Below are 17520 nucleotides of genomic sequence, written 5' to 3'. Positions count from 1 at the left end.
GGCAATGGCATCTCTCGGAAAAGTCTATTTGATCGGCGCCGGCCCCGGCGCCCAGGACCTGATCACCATGCGCGGCGCGCGTCTGCTGGCGCAAGCCGACGTCGTACTGCACGACGCGCTGGTGACCCCGGAGATGCTCGAGCTATGCCCGCAGGCCGAGAAAATCTCGGTCGGCAAACGCAGTGGCCAGCGCTCCACCGCGCAGCAGGTCATCAACCAACAGTTGGTCGACAACGCGCAACGCCATGCGCTGGTGGTGCGCCTCAAAGGCGGCGATCCGATGCTGTTCGGCCGCGCCGACGAGGAATTGCGCGCGCTGGAGGAAGCCGGCATCGAGGTCGAAATCGTCCCCGGCATCACCACCGCCGTCGCCGCCGCCGCCGCCAGCAAGCAACCGCTGACCAAGCGCGGCGTGGCCCGCAGCGTGGCCTTTTTCACCTCGTCGACGGCGCCCGACGAAGCGCACCACGACGCCATCCCCGACACCGACACCCTGGTGCAGTACATGGGCGGGCGCGAAGCCATTGCCACCGCCGAACGCCTGCTGGCGCACGGACACCGTCCCGACACCCCGGTCGTCGTCATCGAAAACTGCAGCCGTCCGGACCAGCGCATCCGCCGCCTGACCATCGCAGCGCTGGCCCTGGGCCTGGGCGAAGCCCACGGTCCGGTGCTGGTGATGCTGGGGGATGCCATGCAAAGCCGCTCGCACCAACGCCTCGAAGCGGAGATCAGCGGCGCAATAGCCCCCCAGCTTGGCGCCTGATTCCCCGAAATCCGTAATAGAATGTCCATTCATCTCATAAGAGGTAGTAATGGATAATGTTCATGAAGTTCTGGAGCGCGCCTGGGGTGCCCATTCCGCCGGCGAGTTCGATGCGGCCCTGAAGGACTATATCTGGCTGTTCGACGCCACGTCCGTGCGCGACACGGAAGTCGCTCCGCTGCGGCTGTCCTATGTGCTGAGCGCCTGGGCCAAACTGGCCGAGGAACACCTGCCTGCGCGGCAAGCGCTGGTCGAACTGCGCCAGCGCCTCACGGACCGCCTGTTGGCCGACGGCGGCGACGCTATCCTCTTCAACGACATCCGCGCCATCAACGACAAGCTGGGTGACTTGCAAAATACCTGGCTGCTGTTCAAGCAGCTGCCGGCCGAATTGGCGGCGGAATGCGCCAACTCGGCGCTGACATCGATGATGGCCTGCGGCGACTATCCGCTGGCGCGCAGCTATCTGCCCGAACCGGAAAAGCACCTCGCGGCCTACGCGGGCGAAGTCAACGCCCACGTCGCCCAGCTCCAGCTGCTCACCGACGAAGGCATGTCCGACCTGCTGGCGACGGTCTACAACTACATGGCCGAAGTGCGCCTGCTGCTCGAACTGCTGGCCGGTTGCGGGGAAGTGGACGCGGCGGAAGCGATGCGCCGCAACGCGGTCGACATGATCGTCTCGCCGGAGGCGCGCGCCTGCGTCGAGGCGGAATTCGCAACGCCCGGCACCACCCTCGACGCGATGGTCGAATTACAGAGTTCAACGGTAGCCTGATAGTGAAACGAATTGTGCAAATAAACAGTATTAAAACCCCGCTCCTGCTTTCCCTGCTGCTTTCCCTGGTGTCGGCCGCCGGCGCGCTAGCCGCGCCCTCGATACCGACCTATGACTTCAAGGTCGTGCACAGCTATCCTCACGACCCGCAGGCGTTTACCCAGGGCCTGCTGTACCGCGACGGTTTTCTGTATGAGAGTACGGGCCTGAACGGCAAATCATCGATCCGCAAGGTGAATCTGGAGACCGGCAAGGTCCTGCAAAGCAAGGACATCCCGCCGCAGTACTTCGGCGAAGGCCTGACCGTCTGGAAGGACACGCTGGTCGGCATCACCTGGCAATCGCAGACCGGCTTCGTGTTCGACCTCGCCACCTTCGACCTGCGCAACCAGTTCGCCTATCCGGGCGAAGGCTGGGGCCTGGCGCAAAACGGCAAGGAGCTGGTGCTCAGCGACGGCAGCGCGACGCTACGCTTCCTCGATCCGAAGACCTTCCTCGAAGTGCGCCGCGTGAAGGTGACGGCCGACGGCATCGCGGTCGACCAGATCAACGAGCTGGAAGTGGTGGGCGACGAGATTTTCGCCAATATCTGGCATACCAACACCATCGCCCGCATCGATCAACAGACCGGCAAGATCGTCGGCTGGATCGATCTGGGCAAGCTGTATCCGGACGCGGGCAGAGGCCCCAACAACGAAAACGTCTTGAACGGCATCGCCTGGGACGGCGACAAGAAACGTCTGTTCGTCACCGGCAAACTGTGGCCCAAGCTTTACGAGATCAAGCTGGTGCCGAGGAAGTAGAAGGTGGGGTTGCCAACGAAGATACGCAGTAGTCGGACAGCGCGTTGAGCACCGCCGCGTTCTCGCCGGCCGCTTCGACCACGTTGATCGTGGTTTGCGGATAATCGATGCGCAATTGATCGACCATCAGCGGCAGGTCGCGCAGCACATGGCCGCCCTGCCCCAAAAACACCGGCACCACCGTGATGTGCGTAACGCCGCTCGCCGTCAGCGCCGCGACCTGCTCCGGCAGGCGCGGCTCCATCAACTCCAGAAACGCCAACGACACCGGTACATCCGGCATGCGCGCCTGCGTCAGGTCGCGCAGGCGCTCGAACGGCGCCGCCCAAGACGCTGCACGGGCGCCGTGCGCGAAGAGGACGAGGGCTCGTTTATTCAAAATACTATTCATCTAATGTCGCTCCACCCACCACAAGGCGCTCAGCGCCAGCAGCAGGAAAATTAAACTTGGGGCGATCGCCGTCAGGGCCGCCGGCCAGGTGCTCAACACACCGAGGTGCGAGAACAGGGTATTGACCAGCAGGTAGCTGACGCCGATCATGATGCCAACGAAAATCTTCAGACTGACGCCGCCGCTGCGGGTGTGCAGGTAGCCGAACGGCAGCGCCAATGCCATCAGCACGAAGATCGCCAGCGGATCGAACAGTTTTTTCCAGAACGCGATTTTGAAGCGCTCCGTCTCCTGCTTGTTTTCCTGCAGGTGGCGGGTGTACAGCGCCAGCTCGCTGGCCGACATGCGCTCGGGGTCCGAGCGTGACACCGACAGGATGCGCGGCGTGATCTCCGAAATCAGCTCCCTGGTGGCGCTGGTGCGGGTCTCGATCATGCTGCTGCCCTGGGCGTAGTTATTCGCCAGATTGGCTTCGCTGCCCGGCTTGACCAGCGCCGGATTGGTGAAGATGTTCTCCTTCACATCCGACAGCATCCATTTGTTCGTGCCCTGGTACGTGCCGGTCTTGGCGACCGTGATGGAGCGCAGGCGGAAGTTGTTATCGAATTCGTACAGCTTGACGTCGACCAGTTTGCCGTCCGGGCGCACCTCGCGCACGTTGAAGAAGCGCGACCCGATCACCTCTCCGCTCATGCCTTCGGACTTGACGATATCCTTGGTCCACAAGCCGGAGCGGAACTCGGTCGAAATCGTCGTGCCGCGTCCACTGAGTTTGATTTTTTCGGCCAGCGGCGCGGTGCGCGGGGTGATCAGCTCACCGAAGATGAAGGTGATAATCACCAGCACGACGCCGATCTTGGCCAGCATCCACGCCACCATGCCGGTGGTCATGCTGGAAGCCCGCATGATAGTGAACTCGGACGTCGACGCAAACTGCGCCATCGTATAAATGGTGCCGATCAGCGCAGCGAGCGGCATCACCTCGTACACGTGCCCCGGCAGCTTGACCGCCACAAACAGCAGCACATACTGGATCGCATAGCCGTTCTTGCCGACGCGCGGCAGTTCGCCGGTGAGGTCCATGAAGGCTTGCAGCGCCAGGAAGGCGACCAGCACGAAGGCCACCGCCTGGAAAATGGTGACGGCGAAGTAGCGTTGCAGGATCTTCATGGCGCCACCGTCTTCTTGTTTGCCGCATTTGCGCTACGCGAGCGCTTCATCGCCGCCAGCACTGCCAGCGGGTGGTAACGGTGATTCAGATTGAGCCTCCATGCGAACAGGCCGAGCACCGTCAGCGCCGCCATCAGGTGCAGCGGCCACCACGACAGCGCGAACGAGAACTTGCCCAGCCTGACGCTGCCCTCGACCAGCTTGACCGCGTTGGTGTACGAGAAAAAGATCAGCAGCGCGATAATCAGGTTGGCCGAACTGCCGGCGCGCGGATTGACGAAGCCCAGCGGGATCGCCAGCAGCACCAGCACCAGGCAGGTCAGCGGCGAGGCGATCCGCCACAGCAGCTCGGCGCGGCCGGAATTGGTAGTGTCGGTCAGCAGCGTCATGGTCGGCACGGAATCGGTGTCACGCTCCGTGTCGAGGTCCTGGGCCTGGCTGGTCACGCGCATGCTGTAGGTGTCGAACTCCATGGTCTGGAAGTCGGACTGTCCCGGCATGCCCTGGTAGCGGCGGCCGTTCTTGAGCACCAGATAGCGCTCGCCTTTGGGGCCGTTGCTGATCACACCCTCGCGCGCGACGATGACCGCCGTGCCGTTTTTATCGACCGTGTTGACGAACACGTTCTGCACCACCGAGGTGTCGCCGGCGACGCCTTCGACGAAGAAGATGCGGTTGGCCGACGACGATTCGCGGAACTGGCCGGGCGATACCTTCTGCAGGTCTTCGCGTTTGGCGAAGCGCTCGACGTATTCCGCGCTCTTTTCCTTGGCCCACGGCGCGGCGACGAAGCTCAGGCCCGCCGTCAGCAGCACCATCGGCAAGCCGAAGCTCAGCACCGGCGCGATCCAGCGCGTCAGGCTCAAGCCGGAGGCGAACCACACCACCATCTCGGAATCGCGGTAGCTGCGCGTGACCACCATCAGCACCGAAATAAAGCTGGTGAGGATGAGGATAGTTGGCAGATAATTCACCGTTGCGAAAAGGATCAGCGCGACCACGTCGCTGGAGGCGACCTTGCCGCCGGCGGCCTTGCCGAGGATGCCGATCAAGGTCCAGGTAACGCAAACGCTGAACAGAATCGTGAAGCTGGCGAAGGCGGTGCTGGCCATTTCACGTCGTAGGGTGCGTTGAAAGATCATTCGAAAGTTATAATTCGGTAGTTAAGGGCTCGTCACGGGGCCACAAGTTAATAACAGCCCGGCCAATCAGGCCAGGGGCTGGCAATTCGTACACGACACGGAGAATCAAATGGACTTTAGCATAAAAGCATTCGACACAAAAAACACCATCAACTCGGCCAAAACGGGCGTCGTCGCCGTGGCGGTGTTCGAGAATAAAAAGCTGTCGCAAGCTGCCAAAGCACTGGACGGTTCCGGTGACATCACGGCCGCGCTCAAGTCCGGCGACATCAGCGGCAAAGCCGGCAGCACCTTGCTGCTGCGCGGCGTCAAGGGCGCCAGCGCCGAGCGGGTGCTGCTGGTCGGCCTGGGCAGCGACGACGCCGTCAGCGAGAAAAGCTTCGCCAGCGGCGTTTCCGCGGCATTGAAGGCTTTCTCGGCCCTGGGCACGAGCGACGCTATTATCGCACTGCCGATGACCGAAGTGAAAGAGCGCGACGTCAATTGGGCGATCCGCTGCGTGGTGCAAAGCGCCCACGAAGCCGCGTTCCGCACCGACGGCCAGAAAAGCAAGAAGGACCCGGCACCGGCCGGCGTCAAGAAGATCGCCCTGGCGGTGCCGAACACGCCCGCCACCAAGCTGGCGCTGGCGCAAGCCGTGTCCATCGCCAACGGCATGGACCTGACCAAGGAACTGGGCAACCTGTCGGCCAACGTCTGCACCCCGACCTACCTGGCCAACACCGCCAAGAAGCTGGCCAAGGACTACAAGTTCGACGTCGAGATCCTGGACCGCAAACAGCTCGAAGCGCTGAAGATGAACAGCTTCCTGTCGGTCACCAACGGCAGCGAGCAGCCGCCGAAGTTCATCATCCTCAAGCACATGGGCGGCAAGTCCAAGGATGCGCCGGTGGTGTTGGTCGGTAAGGGCATCACCTTCGACACCGGCGGCATCTCGCTCAAGGCGGGTCCGGGCATGGACGAAATGAAGTACGACATGGGCGGCGCCGCCTCGGTGCTGGGCACCTTCCGCGCCATCGGCGAGATGGATTTGAAATTGAACGTGATCGGCGTGATCGCCAGCTGCGAGAACATGCCGTCGGGCCGCGCCACCAAGCCGGGCGACATCGTCACGTCGATGAACGGCTTGACCATCGAGATCCTCAACACCGACGCCGAAGGCCGCCTGGTGCTGTGCGACGCGCTGACCTACGCAGAGCGCTTCAACCCGGCCGCCGTGATCGACATTGCCACCCTGACGGGCGCGTGCATCGTCGCGCTGGGCCACCACAAGAGCGGTTTGTTCACGCGCGACGACGACGTCCACAACCAGCTGGCCGACGAGATCATGGCCGCCGGCAAAGCCTCCAGCGACACCGCGTGGCGCCTGCCGATCGGCGAGGAGTACAACGAGCAGCTGAAGTCCAACTTCGCCGACCTGGCCAACATCGGCACGCCGGGCGGCGCCTCGTGCACGGCGGCGGCGTTCCTGGAGAACTTCACGCGCAAGTACACCTGGGCGCATCTGGACATCGCCGGCACCGCATGGAAATCGGGCGGCGCGAAGGGCGCGACCGGCCGTCCGGTGCCGCTGCTGTCTAACTTCCTGATCAACCGCGCCGGTTCGTAAGCGCCGCGATCCGCCGCCGGGGTCCCCGGCGGCGCCTGGCGGATTAGGCGGAACGCCGTAATCCGCCATTTCTGCGCCGCCACCCAGTGCGCTCAATACAACGTCACGCCGGCCGCCGGCGGCGGCCCCTCGTCCCTGCCCTCGGCCGGACGCATCACCACCGTCAACGTCGACGGATAATCATAGCCGGCGCCGGTGTTGCGGTCGATGACATAGCCGACACCCGCCGTCAACATCACATTGCCCCACAAATTGCCATTGGCCTTCGGATCGACCTTCTCGTACGCCCAGGCCGCGCCCTCCTTCTGGCAATCGATGCGCAGCGGGGCCGCGCTCTTGCGCAGGGTCACGCGGGCCGGCGTGGTGACGAACCACTTGCCGACATCGTTATACAACACGCAGCCAACGCCGCCGATCTCGCGGTGATCGAGCACGGTCTGCACCAGCACATTCTGTTGGGTCGATTCAGTCAGGGACGCGCAGCCGGCGCTTGCCAGCATGGCCAGCAAGACCGGCAGTGCGCGGCACGCGGCGACGGGACGGAGAAACATGGTCTGCCTCTAAAGTAGATACAGACACAGTGTAGCAAGCCGGGCGCGGATTGATTCGCTCAATCAAGAGGCGTAAAGCGTTGCACTTTTACGCCATCGACCTCGATGAGTTGAAAAAACACGTCTTTCGGCCGCGCCCAGATGGACCCGTCGGGCGCGCGGTAAACGATCATGGTGCTCAGGTCGGACTCCAGGGTGGCCTCGCACACCAACTCGTAGAGGCCGCCCTTGTAGTGCCGGAAGCGGGTCATCGCAGCCTTGGCGTCAGGCGTTCTGACGAACTTGCGCCGACTGGGCCACACGTTCCTCGACTTTGTCCTTGCCCTGTTCCTGCTCCAGCTGCTTCTTCTTCAAGCCCTGCACCACTTTCAGGATGTCATCCATGCCGCGCTCGCCACCAAGGGTGGAGAAAGCGTCGAGGACTTCGTTCAACACCTGATTGCGCACCGCGGCTTCGTCGGAATTAATAACCGGGGGACGTTGCAGCGCTTCGGCTGCGCGCTTTTCGGCGGCGGCTGCCTCCTTTTGCGCAGCGGTCTTGCGACCGCCCGGCGTTTTGCCATGTTCCAGTGCCGCTTGCCAGATTACCCAGCGGCGCTGCGTTTCAAAGACCAGATACTCTTCTGGCTTATCTTCACGGCGGCGAACGATATGTCCGTCGCGCTGTGCCCATGCCTCAAATGCAGTTCGCATTTCAATTCCTTTGTAAATGCGCTACGCGCAATTCACTGTTAAAACTACAAGTTATTTCCGTATAGTATCACTTATTGCGGCATCACAATGATTAATATACACGGCTCTTGCTATTTTGTGGTTGCTGATAGGAAACACTAGTTTTCCCACTAATTTGCATCAGTATATTTCTCTTTTGCCATTCTGTCTCCTACTGAAGTACAATTCTGACAACTATGAGACAAAAGTAGCAATTAAATTTTTATTTCACACTTTTTGCAACATTTTATGCCTTACCACCACACTTGCGAAGTTCTATTTCGTGTTTTTTTATAAAACACGACAAATCGACAAGCTCATCTGTTAAATGAAGTTACGGTAAGATGCGTTTCATAGGCGTATCGCCTCCACCAAACCCGCAAGGACACTGATCCCCCGATGAAACTAGCCACATGGAATGTTAACTCACTGAACGTAAGACTGCCGCACGTTATGAATTGGCTGGTGGAAAATCCAACAGACGTGCTCTGTCTGCAAGAAACAAAATTAACCGATGACAAGTTTCCGGCTAGTATTATTGAAGCCGCTGGCTATCATGTCGTGTACAGCGGGCAAAAAACTTACAACGGCGTCGCGATTATTTCCAAGTTGCCGATCACCGACGTGGTCAAAAACAACCCGCTCTTGGATGACCCACAGCAACGTATCCTCGCTGCGACCATCGACGGCGTACGGGTCGTCTGCGCCTATGTGCCGAATGGTCAGAGCGTTGGTTCTGAGAAATACGAATACAAAATGGGCTGGCTGTCTGCCTTTCACGACTGGATCAAGCAGGAAGCCGCCCTCCATCCCCAACTGGCCGTGGTCGGCGATTACAACATCGCCCCCGAGGACCGCGACGTCCACGATCCGGCCGCCTGGGAAGGCATGGTGCATGTTTCCGAAAAGGAACGCGCCGCGCTCACCCGCCTGCTCGACATCGGCCTCACCGATGCCTACCGCCTGTTCGAGCAACCTGAAAAATCGTTCAGTTGGTGGGACTACCGTGGCCTCGGCTTCCGCCTGAACAAAGGCCTGCGCATCGACCACATCCTGCTGTCGCCGGCATTGGTGGCACGCTGCAGCGCCTGCGTCATCGACCGCGCGCCGCGCAAGCTGGAGCAGCCGTCCGACCACGCGCCGGTGATCGCCACACTCGACTGATCCGCCACCCCGGCTCTCTGCTCCGTCTAAACGGCCACGATCGGAGGCCGCGGCAGCAGCAGCTGCGCGGTCGCATGCGGCACCGGCGGCGAAAACAGATAGCCCTGCGCGAACTGGCACCCGTTGCGCTGCAGGAGCGCGTACTGGCCCTCCGTCTCCACCCCCTCCGCCACCACCGACAGTTGCAGGCTGTCCGACAGCGCGATGATCGCCGCCACGATGGCGCGATCCTCGGCGCTATCCTCCAGATCCTTGATGAAGGCGCGGTCGATCTTGATCTTCTTGACCGGGAAGCGCTTCAGGTAGGCCAGGCTCGAATAACCGGTGCCGAAATCGTCGATCGACAGGCGGATGCCCATCGCGTTGATCTGCCCCAGGACGTCCAGCGTATGCTCGCCGTGCTGCATCAGCGCCGTCTCGGTGATCTCGAATTCCAGCAGCGCCGGATCGATGCCGGTTTCGTCGAGGATGCGCCGTATCGATTCGACCAGCCCCCGGTGCATGAACTGGCGCGGCGACAGGTTCACCGCCAGCGGCACCGGGACCAGGCCTTCACGCTGCCATGTCATGCTCTGCACGCACGCCTGGCGGATCACCCATTCGCCGACCGGCACGATCAAGCCGTTTTCCTCGATCAGCGGAATGAAACTGTCCGGCATCACCAGTTCCTCGTTATCGCGGCGCCAGCGCAGCAGCACCTCCATCGCATGCAGGCGGCGCGTGCCGATATCCATGATCGGCTGGAAGTGCAAGGTGAATTCGTCCAGCGCCAGCGCGCTGCGCAGGCTCGACTCCAGCTCGAAGTGGCGCGCCGCAGACTGGTTCATCGCCTCCTTGAAATACTGGTAATTATTCCTGCCGCTCGCCTTGGCGTGATACATGGCCGCGTCGGCGTGGCGCATCAGGGTCGCCACGTCGGCGCCGTCGTCCGGATACACACAAATGCCGATGGACGGCGTGATGTGCAGGTTGCGCCCTTCCAGCGGAAAGCCTTCGGACAGCGCCAGGATGATCTTCTCGGCCACCTGGCTGGCCTCGTCCGCGCTGGAGATGCCCGGCACCAGCACCACGAACTCGTCGCCGCCCAAACGGGCCACGGTATCGCTGGCGCGCACTGCGCGGCACAAGCGGCTCGCCACTTCCTTCAGCAGCTGGTCGCCGGTCATGTGGCCCAGCGAATCGTTGATGGTCTTGAAGCGGTCAAGGTCGATGAACATCACCGCCAGCTGGCGCTGCGAACGCCGCGCCGCCAGCATGGCGCGGTCCAGCCGGTCAGACAGCAAGGCGCGGTTCGGCAAACCGGTCAGGCTGTCGTGGTAGGCCATGTGATGCACGCGCGCCTCGGCCTGGCGGCGTTCGACGATCTCGCCTTGCAGCAGCGCGTTGGCGCCCGCCAGTTCGGCCGTGCGTTCGAGCACGCGCACTTCCAGCTCGTCGCGCGCGCGGCTGACCGCTTCGGCCGCCTCGCGCCGCGCGGTGATGTCGTCCACCAGCCACACCGAGCGCCCGTAGGGCTGCGCCAGGTCGAACGGCCGGCCCGATAGGCGCGCCCAGAACCGGCTGCCGTCCTTGCGCACCAGTTGATACTCGGCGACGTTGACGCGGCCGGTGCGGAAATCCTGCGCCGTCGCCGCGCGCGCCTCCCGCCACGCGGCCTTGTCGGCATAAAAAGCCTGCACGCTGAGGTGGTTCATCTCGCCGGGCGCGTAGCCGAACAATTCCTCCATCTTGGTATTGCAGCGCAGGTTGAGCCCCTGCTCCACCACCGAGATGCCCAATACCGCGCTGTCGAGGATGGCCTGGTTTTCCAGCAGCGCGTTGCGCAGCGCCTCCTCGGCGCGTTTTTGCTCGGTGCGGTCCTCGATCACCCAGATCGTGCCCTGGCCCGGATCGGCAGGATTGACCACGTAGCCGATCAGTTGCGCCCACAGGCGCGTATCGTCGGCGCGGCGCATTTCTATCTCGGTCTGGAAAGGCTTTGCCACCGACAGATAGGGCGCGGCCTCTGCGCCCAGCCGCTCGTAGGCTTCCTGCGACGGATACAGCGCGCGGCCCGGGACACCCAGGCCGGTGTCGCCGGGATAGCCGAACATGTCGCCGAAGCCCCGGTTGTAGCGCGTGATGATGCGGTTTTTGGTGAACAGGATGCTCATCGAGGCGTTGGTCATGATCGCCTCCACTTCCATCTGCGTCTGGCGCGTGGTGGTCACGTCCTCGATGATCCAGATGGCGCCGCCCTCGGTGTTCACCTCATTCATCGCGTTGGCGCGCACGCGGCACCAGATCACGGTGCCGTCCTTGCGTTTGAATTCGAACGCGGAGCTTTCGTAAGGCTTGCCGTTGTCGAGCCGTGCCCGCGCCTCCAGCGCGAAGACCTGATACTTTTCCTGCGACGGAAATATGTCGGATGCCGGCATGCCGACCATATCCTCGACGGCGTAGCCGAACATCTCCGCCATGCGCCGGTTGCAGTTGCGGACGACCTGGCCTTTACTAAACAGGATGCCGATCGACGCGTTGTCCAGGATCGCCTTCTGCTCGATCAGCGCGCGGCGCAGCTTTTCCTCGTCGATGCGGTGCTCGTTGATGTCTTCGACGATCCACACCGTGCCTTCGCTGGTGTGGATGGTATCGATGGCGCGGCCGAACAGCCGCGCCCAGAATGTGCTGCCATCCTTGCGCCGCAAGACCAGTTCCGTCTTGAACGGCAAGCCTTGCGCCAGCGGCGGCCCGGCCTCGCGTCCCAGCTCGAGGAAATCCTGCTCGCTGGGATAGACGATCACGCTGGGCGCGCCCTCGAGCTCCTCGCGGCTGTAGCCCAGCATCTCGGCGCAGCGGATATTACATTCGGCGATGCGGCCATCCTTGCTGAACAGGATGCCGACGGCGGCGTTCTCCAGGATGGCCTGCTGTTCGAGCAGCGTTTTACGCAACGCGCGCTGCGAGCGCTGTACGTCGCTGATATCGTGGAAGACGATGGTGCCGCCATCTGTTTCGGCGCCGGCCGGCAGCGGTTTGGTCCAGGCCTGCACGGCGATGTACTTGCCGCTGGCCGAAGCGAGGCAGCTGTCCCAGGACTGCGCCGTCTGCGCGTCGTTCAGGCGCGCGACGCTGGCGGCGCGCAGATGGCGCGCGAACAGACTCGCCACGGTTTGGCCGCAGGGATCGGATTCGAGCAGGGAGATCAACTCCGCGTTTGCGGCCAGCACCAGGCCCTCGGCGCTGTACGCGCACGCGGGAACGCCGATCAGCGCCAGGGCGTCCGCGACGAAATCAGTATGGGATGAAACGCGATTCATGAACACCAGGAGCACCCGAAAAAAATGCCGCCTTGATCGTTACATATTGGCAGCATTGTTGGCAGATGATAAACCACATTGGTATCATTAGCCATCCGCCTGCCGATTTCGCGTTCTTAAAAACGACACTGCGCGGTGTCCTAAGACGCCGCGCAGCGGGGCCGCGCACTGACTCGCATCATGCCAGCGTCACGCGGCGGGCGCCCTCACCCAGCCTTCCATCAGCACGCGCGCGCTGCGGCTCATGACCGCCTTGGTCACGCGCCACTCGCCGTTTTGTTGTGTCGCCTGCGCGCCGACGCGCAAGGTGCCGGATGGGTGGCCGAAGCGCACCGCGTCCAGCGCACCGCCGCCCGCGGCCAGGTTGACCAGCGTGCCGGGAATGGCGGCGGCGGTGCCGATCGCCACGGCGGCCGTGCCCATCATCGCGTGATGCAGCTTGCCCATCGAGAGCGCGCGCACCAGCAGGTCGATATCGCCGGCGTGAATGCGCTTGCCGCTGGAGGCGATGTAGCTCGAAGGCTTCGCCACAAACGCCACCTTCGGCGTGTGCTGGCGCTGCGCCGCCTCGTCCAGGTGCTTGATGAGACCCATGCGCAGCGCGCCATGCGCGCGGATCGACTCGAACATCGCCAGCGCGGCCACGTCGCCATTCACCGCGTCCTGCAGTTCAATGCCGGTGTAGCCGATGGCATCGGCGTCGACGAAAATGGTCGGGATGCCGGCGTTGATCATGGTCGCCTTGAGCGTACCGATGCCCGGCACCTCAAGGTCGTCGATCAGTTGGCCGGTCGGGAACATCGAGCCCCCGCTGCCCTCCTCGTCCGCCGCCGGGTCCATGAATTCAAGCTGCACTTCGGCCGCCGGGAAAGTGACGCCATCGAGCTCGAAGTCGCCGGTTTCCTGCACTTCGCCATTCGTCATCGGCACGTGGGCGATGATGGTCTTGCCGATATTGGCCTGCCACACGCGCACCACGGCCATGCCGTTTTGTGGAACGCGCGCCGGGTCCAGCAGGCCGGCGCTGATGGCGAACGCGCCGACGGCGGCCGACAGGTTGCCGCAATTGCCGCTCCAATCGACAAACGCCTTGTCGATGGAGACCTGGCCGAACAAATAATCAATATCGTGATCGGGTTTGTCGCTTTTGGAGACGATCACCGTCTTGCTGGTGCTGGACGAGCCGCCGCCCATGCCGTCGATTTGCTTGCCGTAGGGGTCGGGGCTACCGATCACGCGCAGCAGCAGCGCGTCGCGCGCGGCGCCCGGCGTCTGCGCGGCCTCCGGCAAATCGCCCAGCCGGAAGAAAACGCCCTTGCTGGTGCCGCCGCGCATATACACGGCGGGGATCTTGATTTGCGGCGGGTGGATGGTGTAGTTCGTCATGGTCAGGCCGCCTTCACGGATTCGAGGAAATCCTGGGCGAAGCGCTGCAGCACGCCGCCTGCCTCGTAGATCGACACTTCTTCCGCCGTATCGAGACGGCAGATCACCGGCACCTCCACCTGCGCGCCGCTGAGGCGATTGATCACCAGGCTCAGCGTCGAACGCGGGGTGCGCGCGCCGATCACGTCATAGGTCTCGGTGCCGTCCAGCGCCAGGGTCAAACGGTTCACGCCGGGCATGAACTCCAGCGGCAGCACGCCCATGCCGACCAGATTGGTGCGGTGGATGCGCTCGAAGCCCTCGGCCACGATCGCCTCCACGCCGGCCAGCCGCACGCCCTTGGCCGCCCAGTCGCGCGACGAGCCCTGCCCGTAGTCGGCGCCGGCGATCACGATCAGCGGCTGCTTGCGCTCCATGTAGGTCTCGATGGCTTCCCACATGCGCGTGACGCGCCCTTCCGGCTCGATGCGCGCCAGCGAACCGGCCATCACCTTGCCGTCCTGCCCGCGCACCATCTCGTTCTTCAGGGTCGGATTGGCGAAGGTCGCGCGCTGCGCGGTCAGGTGGTCGCCACGGTGCGTGGCATAGGAGTTGAAGTCCTCCTCCGGCAGGCCCATTTTGGCCAGGTACTCGCCGGCCGCGCTGTCGAGCATGATGGCGTTCGACGGCGACAGATGGTCGGTGGTGATGTTATCGCCCAGCAGCGCCAGCGGACGCATGCCCTTCAGCGGCCGGGCACCGGCCAGCGCGCCTTCCCAGTATGGCGGACGGCGGATATAGGTGGTCTGCGGACGCCAGTCGTACAAAGGGCTCACTTTCAGGCCGTCGTCGGCCTGTTTGGCGAACATCGGGATATAGACCTTGCGGAACTGCTCCGGCTTGACGCTGGCGGCGACAATGCTGTCGATCTCCTCGTCGGACGGCCAGATGTCCTTCAGGGTGACCGGCTGGCCATTGGCGTCGTGGCCCAGTACATCCTTCTCGATGTCGAAGCGGATGGTGCCGGCGATCGCGTACGCCACCACCAGCGGCGGCGACGCCAGGAAGGCCTGCTTCGCATACGGGTGGATGCGGCCATCGAAATTGCGGTTGCCCGACAGGACGGCGGTCGCATACAAGTCACGCTCCACCACCTCTTTTTGTATCGCCGGATCTAGCGCGCCGGACATGCCGTTGCACGACGTGCAGGCATAGGCGACCACGCCGAAGCCGAGCTTCTCCAGCTCCGCCATCAGCCCCGCCTCCTCCAGATACAGGGTGACGGTCTTGGAGCCGGGGGCGAGCGAGCTTTTCACCCACGGCTTGCGGGTCAGGCCGCGCGCGTTGGCGTTGCGCGCCAGCAGACCGGCGGCGATCATGTTGCGCGGGTTGTTGGTATTGGTGCAGCTGGTGATGGCGGCGATGATGCAGGCGCCATCCGGCATCAGGCCAGGCTCGTTTTCCACCACGCCGCTGATGCCGCGCGCGGCCAGCTCGGAAGTCGGCACGCGGCTGTGCGGATTGGACGGCCCGGCGATATTGCGCACCACCGACGACAGGTCGAACGTCAATACGCGCTCGTATTCGGCGGTTTTGAGCGCGTCGGCCCACAGGCCGGTTTCTTTCGCGTAAAGCTCCACCAGCTTGACCAGTTCATCATCGCGGCCGGTCAGCTTCAGGTACTTGATGGTTTGCTCGTCGATGTAGAACATGGCGGCGGTGGAGCCGTATTCCGGCGCCATGTTGGAGATGGTCGCGCGGTCGCCCAGGGTCAGGTGGGCCGCGCCCTCGCCGAAGAACTCCAGATACGACGACACGACCTTTTGCTTGCGCAGGAATTCGGTCAGCGCCAGCACCGTGTCGGTGGCGGTGATGCCCTCTTGCGGCTTGCCGGTCAGCTCGACGCCGATGATATCCGGCAGCCGCATCCATGATGCGCGGCCCAGCATCACGCTCTCCGCTTCCAGTCCGCCGACGCCGATGGCGATCACGCCCAGCGCGTCGACCATCGGCGTGTGCGAGTCGGTGCCGACCAGCGTATCCGGGAAGGCCACGCCATCCACGGTCTGGATCACCGGCGACATGCGCTCCAGATTAATCTGGTGCAGGATGCCGTTCCCCGGCGGGATCACGTCGACATTCTTGAACGCCTTCTTGGTCCAGTTGATGAAATCGAAGCGGTCCTCATTGCGGCGGTCCTCGATTACGCGGTTCTTGTCGAAGGCGTCGGGATCGAAGCCGCCGCATTCGACCGCCAGCGAATGGTCGACCACCAGTTGCGTCGGTACCACGGGGTTGACCAGCGCCGGATCGCCGCCCTGCAACGCGATGGCGTCGCGCAGGCCGGCCAGGTCAACCAGCGCGGTCTGGCCCAGAATGTCGTGGCACACCACGCGCGCCGGGAACCAGGGGAAATCCAGGTCGCGGCGGCGTTCGATGAATTGGCTAAGCGAAGCGTTCAAGGTCGCCGGGTCGCAGCGGCGCACCAGGTTCTCCGCCAGTACGCGCGAGGTGTACGGCAGTTTGGCCCAGGCGCCGGGCTGGATCGCGTCGACGGCGGCACGCGCGTCGAAGTAGTCCAGCTGGGTGCCCGGCAAGGGTTTGCGGAATAAGGTATTCATTTATTTCCTGTCCTTGATTGGCACGAATTGCAGGTCCTCCGGGCCGACGTAGTTCGCGCTCGGACGAATGATCTTGTTGTCGATGCGCTGCTCGATGATGTGCGCGGCCCAGCCGGAGGTGCGCGAAATGACGAACAACGGCGTGAACATCGCCGTCGGCACGCCCATCATGTGGTACGACACGGCCGAGAACCAGTCCAGGTTGGGGAACATCTTCTTGGCGTCCCACATCACCGTCTCCAGGCGTTCGGCGATGTCGAACATCTTCATCGAGCCACCCTCGCGAGACAGCTTGCGTGCCACCTCCTTGATGACGACGTTGCGCGGATCGGAGATCGTGTACACCGGGTGGCCGAAACCGATCACCACTTCCTTGTTGGCGACGCGGTTGCGGATGTCCGCTTCCGCCTCGTCCGGATTTTCGTAGCGCTTCTGGATCTCGAACGCGAATTCGTTGGCGCCGCCGTGTTTCGGACCGCGCAGCGCGCCGATCGCGCCGGTGATGGCCGAGTGGATGTCGGACCCCGTGCCGGCGATCACGCGGCCGGTGAAGGTCGACGCGTTGAATTCGTGTTCCGCATACAGGATCAACGACGTGTGCATCGCCTGCACCCAGCTCTCGGATGGCTTGAAACCGTGCAGCAGGTGCAGGAAATGGCCGCCGATGGAATCGTCGTCGGTTTCCACTTCGATGCGCTTGCCATTGTGGCTGAAGTGATACCAATACAGCAGCATGGAACCGAAAGACGCCATCAGGCGGTCGGCGATGTCGCGCGCGCCCGGCACATTGTGGTCATCCTTCTCGGGCAGCACGCAGCCCAGCACCGAGACGCCGGTGCGCATCACGTCCATCGGATGCGCCGATGCCGGCAGCGCCTCAAGCGCCGACTTCAGCGCCTGCGGCAGGCCGCGCAAGGAACGCAGCTTGGCCTTGTAGCCGCGCAGCTCCGCCTCGTTGGGCAGTTTGCCGTGCACCAGCAGATAGGCGATTTCCTCGAACTCGCAGGAATTGGCCACATCAAGGATGTCGTAACCACGGTAATGCAGGTCGTTACCGGTTTTTCCGACGGAGCACAGCCCCGTGTTACCTGCGGTGACGCCCGACAGCGCGACGGATTTTTTTGGTTTGAAGGTGGTCTCGGTCATGTCT

Annotated in this window: 15 protein-coding genes; 5 read left to right on the top strand and 10 right to left on the bottom strand. The window is 63.1% G+C overall.

What is annotated here, in order from left to right:
* Positions 1–4 precede the first annotated feature (4 nt).
* The 3 genes from cobA to AC0IYS_RS09210 are packed head-to-tail and all read left to right on the top strand — an operon-like array spanning position 5 to position 2347.
* Positions 5–766: a uroporphyrinogen-III C-methyltransferase gene (gene cobA, locus AC0IYS_RS09220; RefSeq protein WP_471704878.1), complete on the top strand. Its 762-nt coding sequence runs from the start codon at positions 5–7 to the stop codon at positions 764–766.
* 49 nt (positions 767–815) lie between these two features.
* On the top strand, positions 816–1544 hold the full coding sequence (locus AC0IYS_RS09215; RefSeq protein WP_471704877.1) for a hypothetical protein: 729 nt from the start codon (positions 816–818) through the stop codon (positions 1542–1544).
* Between the two features lie 14 nt (positions 1545–1558).
* Entirely contained in the window at positions 1559–2347 is a 789-nt protein-coding gene (locus AC0IYS_RS09210) for a glutaminyl-peptide cyclotransferase (protein WP_471704876.1), read from the top strand.
* Here AC0IYS_RS09210 and AC0IYS_RS09205 read toward each other — a convergent pair.
* From AC0IYS_RS09205 to lptF, 3 genes are read right to left on the bottom strand one after another with little or no spacing between them, the layout of a single operon-like run.
* A complete protein-coding gene (locus AC0IYS_RS09205) occupies positions 2325–2726 on the bottom strand; it encodes a sirohydrochlorin chelatase (protein ID WP_471704875.1) in 402 nt (133 codons plus the stop codon). The two genes, AC0IYS_RS09210 and AC0IYS_RS09205, sit on opposite strands and share 23 nt — an antisense overlap.
* Before the next feature lie 12 nt (positions 2727–2738).
* Positions 2739–3908: an LPS export ABC transporter permease LptG gene (lptG, locus tag AC0IYS_RS09200; protein ID WP_471704874.1), complete on the bottom strand. Its 1170-nt coding sequence runs from the start codon at positions 3906–3908 to the stop codon at positions 2739–2741.
* The gene (lptF, locus tag AC0IYS_RS09195; RefSeq protein WP_471704873.1) at positions 3905–5050 is read right to left on the bottom strand and encodes an LPS export ABC transporter permease LptF; all 1146 of its coding nucleotides are present in this window, start codon (positions 5048–5050) and stop codon (positions 3905–3907) included. Before lptF ends, lptG begins: the two co-directional genes overlap by 4 nt.
* A gap of 109 nt (positions 5051–5159) precedes the next feature.
* Between lptF and AC0IYS_RS09190 the strand changes: the two genes are divergently transcribed.
* Positions 5160–6659 (top strand): leucyl aminopeptidase, encoded by a 1500-nt coding sequence (locus AC0IYS_RS09190; RefSeq protein WP_471704872.1) that lies wholly within the window; start codon positions 5160–5162, stop codon positions 6657–6659.
* Between the two features lie 92 nt (positions 6660–6751).
* Here the strand turns inward: AC0IYS_RS09190 and AC0IYS_RS09185 are convergent, their stop codons facing one another.
* Genes AC0IYS_RS09185 through AC0IYS_RS09175 form a run of 3 tightly spaced genes read right to left on the bottom strand, consistent with a single transcriptional unit; the run spans position 6752 to position 7903 of the window.
* The gene (locus tag AC0IYS_RS09185) at positions 6752–7210 is read right to left on the bottom strand and encodes a hypothetical protein (protein ID WP_471704871.1); all 459 of its coding nucleotides are present in this window, start codon (positions 7208–7210) and stop codon (positions 6752–6754) included.
* Positions 7211–7269: 59 nt separating this feature from the next.
* Positions 7270–7461 carry a DUF1653 domain-containing protein gene (locus AC0IYS_RS09180; RefSeq protein WP_471704870.1) on the bottom strand — a complete coding sequence of 64 codons (192 nt, stop codon included), beginning with the start codon at positions 7459–7461 and terminating at the stop codon, positions 7270–7272.
* A gap of 13 nt (positions 7462–7474) precedes the next feature.
* Complete coding sequence (locus tag AC0IYS_RS09175; protein ID WP_471704869.1) at positions 7475–7903, bottom strand: hypothetical protein; 429 nt, start codon at positions 7901–7903, stop codon at positions 7475–7477.
* 417 nt (positions 7904–8320) lie between these two features.
* On the opposite strand from AC0IYS_RS09175, the gene xth reads away from it, so the two are divergent.
* Entirely contained in the window at positions 8321–9085 is a 765-nt protein-coding gene (gene xth / locus AC0IYS_RS09170) for an exodeoxyribonuclease III (protein ID WP_471704868.1), read from the top strand.
* A 26-nt stretch (positions 9086–9111) separates the two neighbouring features.
* Here xth and AC0IYS_RS09165 read toward each other — a convergent pair whose 3' ends face one another.
* The 4 genes from AC0IYS_RS09165 to prpC form a co-directional block, all read right to left on the bottom strand.
* On the bottom strand, positions 9112–12384 hold the full coding sequence (locus tag AC0IYS_RS09165; RefSeq protein WP_471704867.1) for a bifunctional diguanylate cyclase/phosphodiesterase: 3273 nt from the start codon (positions 12382–12384) through the stop codon (positions 9112–9114).
* Positions 12385–12573: 189 nt separating this feature from the next.
* Entirely contained in the window at positions 12574–13770 is a 1197-nt protein-coding gene (gene prpF / locus AC0IYS_RS09160) for a 2-methylaconitate cis-trans isomerase PrpF (protein WP_471704866.1), read from the bottom strand.
* Positions 13771–13772: 2 nt separating this feature from the next.
* Positions 13773–16370 (bottom strand): Fe/S-dependent 2-methylisocitrate dehydratase AcnD, encoded by a 2598-nt coding sequence (gene acnD, locus AC0IYS_RS09155; protein ID WP_471704865.1) that lies wholly within the window; start codon positions 16368–16370, stop codon positions 13773–13775.
* Positions 16371–17516 carry a bifunctional 2-methylcitrate synthase/citrate synthase gene (prpC, locus tag AC0IYS_RS09150; protein ID WP_471704864.1) on the bottom strand — a complete coding sequence of 382 codons (1146 nt, stop codon included), beginning with the start codon at positions 17514–17516 and terminating at the stop codon, positions 16371–16373.
* Positions 17517–17520 lie beyond the last annotated feature (4 nt).

The organism is Duganella sp. AC237, assembly GCF_979254035.1.
Note: the sequence above shows the minus strand (reverse complement) of the source record. Positions and strands in the feature narration are given on the sequence as shown.

Coding starts and splice junctions, on each gene's coding strand:
- prpF (WP_471704866.1), bottom strand. CDS start 13,770: ATGACGAACTACACCATCCACCCGCCGCAAATCAAGATCCCCGCCGTG.
- prpC (WP_471704864.1), bottom strand. CDS start 17,516: ATGACCGAGACCACCTTCAAACCAAAAAAATCCGTCGCGCTGTCGGGC.
- AC0IYS_RS09165 (WP_471704867.1), bottom strand. CDS start 12,384: ATGAATCGCGTTTCATCCCATACTGATTTCGTCGCGGACGCCCTGGCG.
- AC0IYS_RS09215 (WP_471704877.1), top strand. CDS start 816: ATGGATAATGTTCATGAAGTTCTGGAGCGCGCCTGGGGTGCCCATTCC.
- AC0IYS_RS09185 (WP_471704871.1), bottom strand. CDS start 7,210: ATGTTTCTCCGTCCCGTCGCCGCGTGCCGCGCACTGCCGGTCTTGCTG.
- AC0IYS_RS09180 (WP_471704870.1), bottom strand. CDS start 7,461: ATGACCCGCTTCCGGCACTACAAGGGCGGCCTCTACGAGTTGGTGTGC.
- lptG (WP_471704874.1), bottom strand. CDS start 3,908: ATGAAGATCCTGCAACGCTACTTCGCCGTCACCATTTTCCAGGCGGTG.
- cobA (WP_471704878.1), top strand. CDS start 5: ATGGCATCTCTCGGAAAAGTCTATTTGATCGGCGCCGGCCCCGGCGCC.
- xth (WP_471704868.1), top strand. CDS start 8,321: ATGAAACTAGCCACATGGAATGTTAACTCACTGAACGTAAGACTGCCG.
- acnD (WP_471704865.1), bottom strand. CDS start 16,370: ATGAATACCTTATTCCGCAAACCCTTGCCGGGCACCCAGCTGGACTAC.
- AC0IYS_RS09175 (WP_471704869.1), bottom strand. CDS start 7,903: ATGCGAACTGCATTTGAGGCATGGGCACAGCGCGACGGACATATCGTT.
- lptF (WP_471704873.1), bottom strand. CDS start 5,050: ATGATCTTTCAACGCACCCTACGACGTGAAATGGCCAGCACCGCCTTC.
- AC0IYS_RS09190 (WP_471704872.1), top strand. CDS start 5,160: ATGGACTTTAGCATAAAAGCATTCGACACAAAAAACACCATCAACTCG.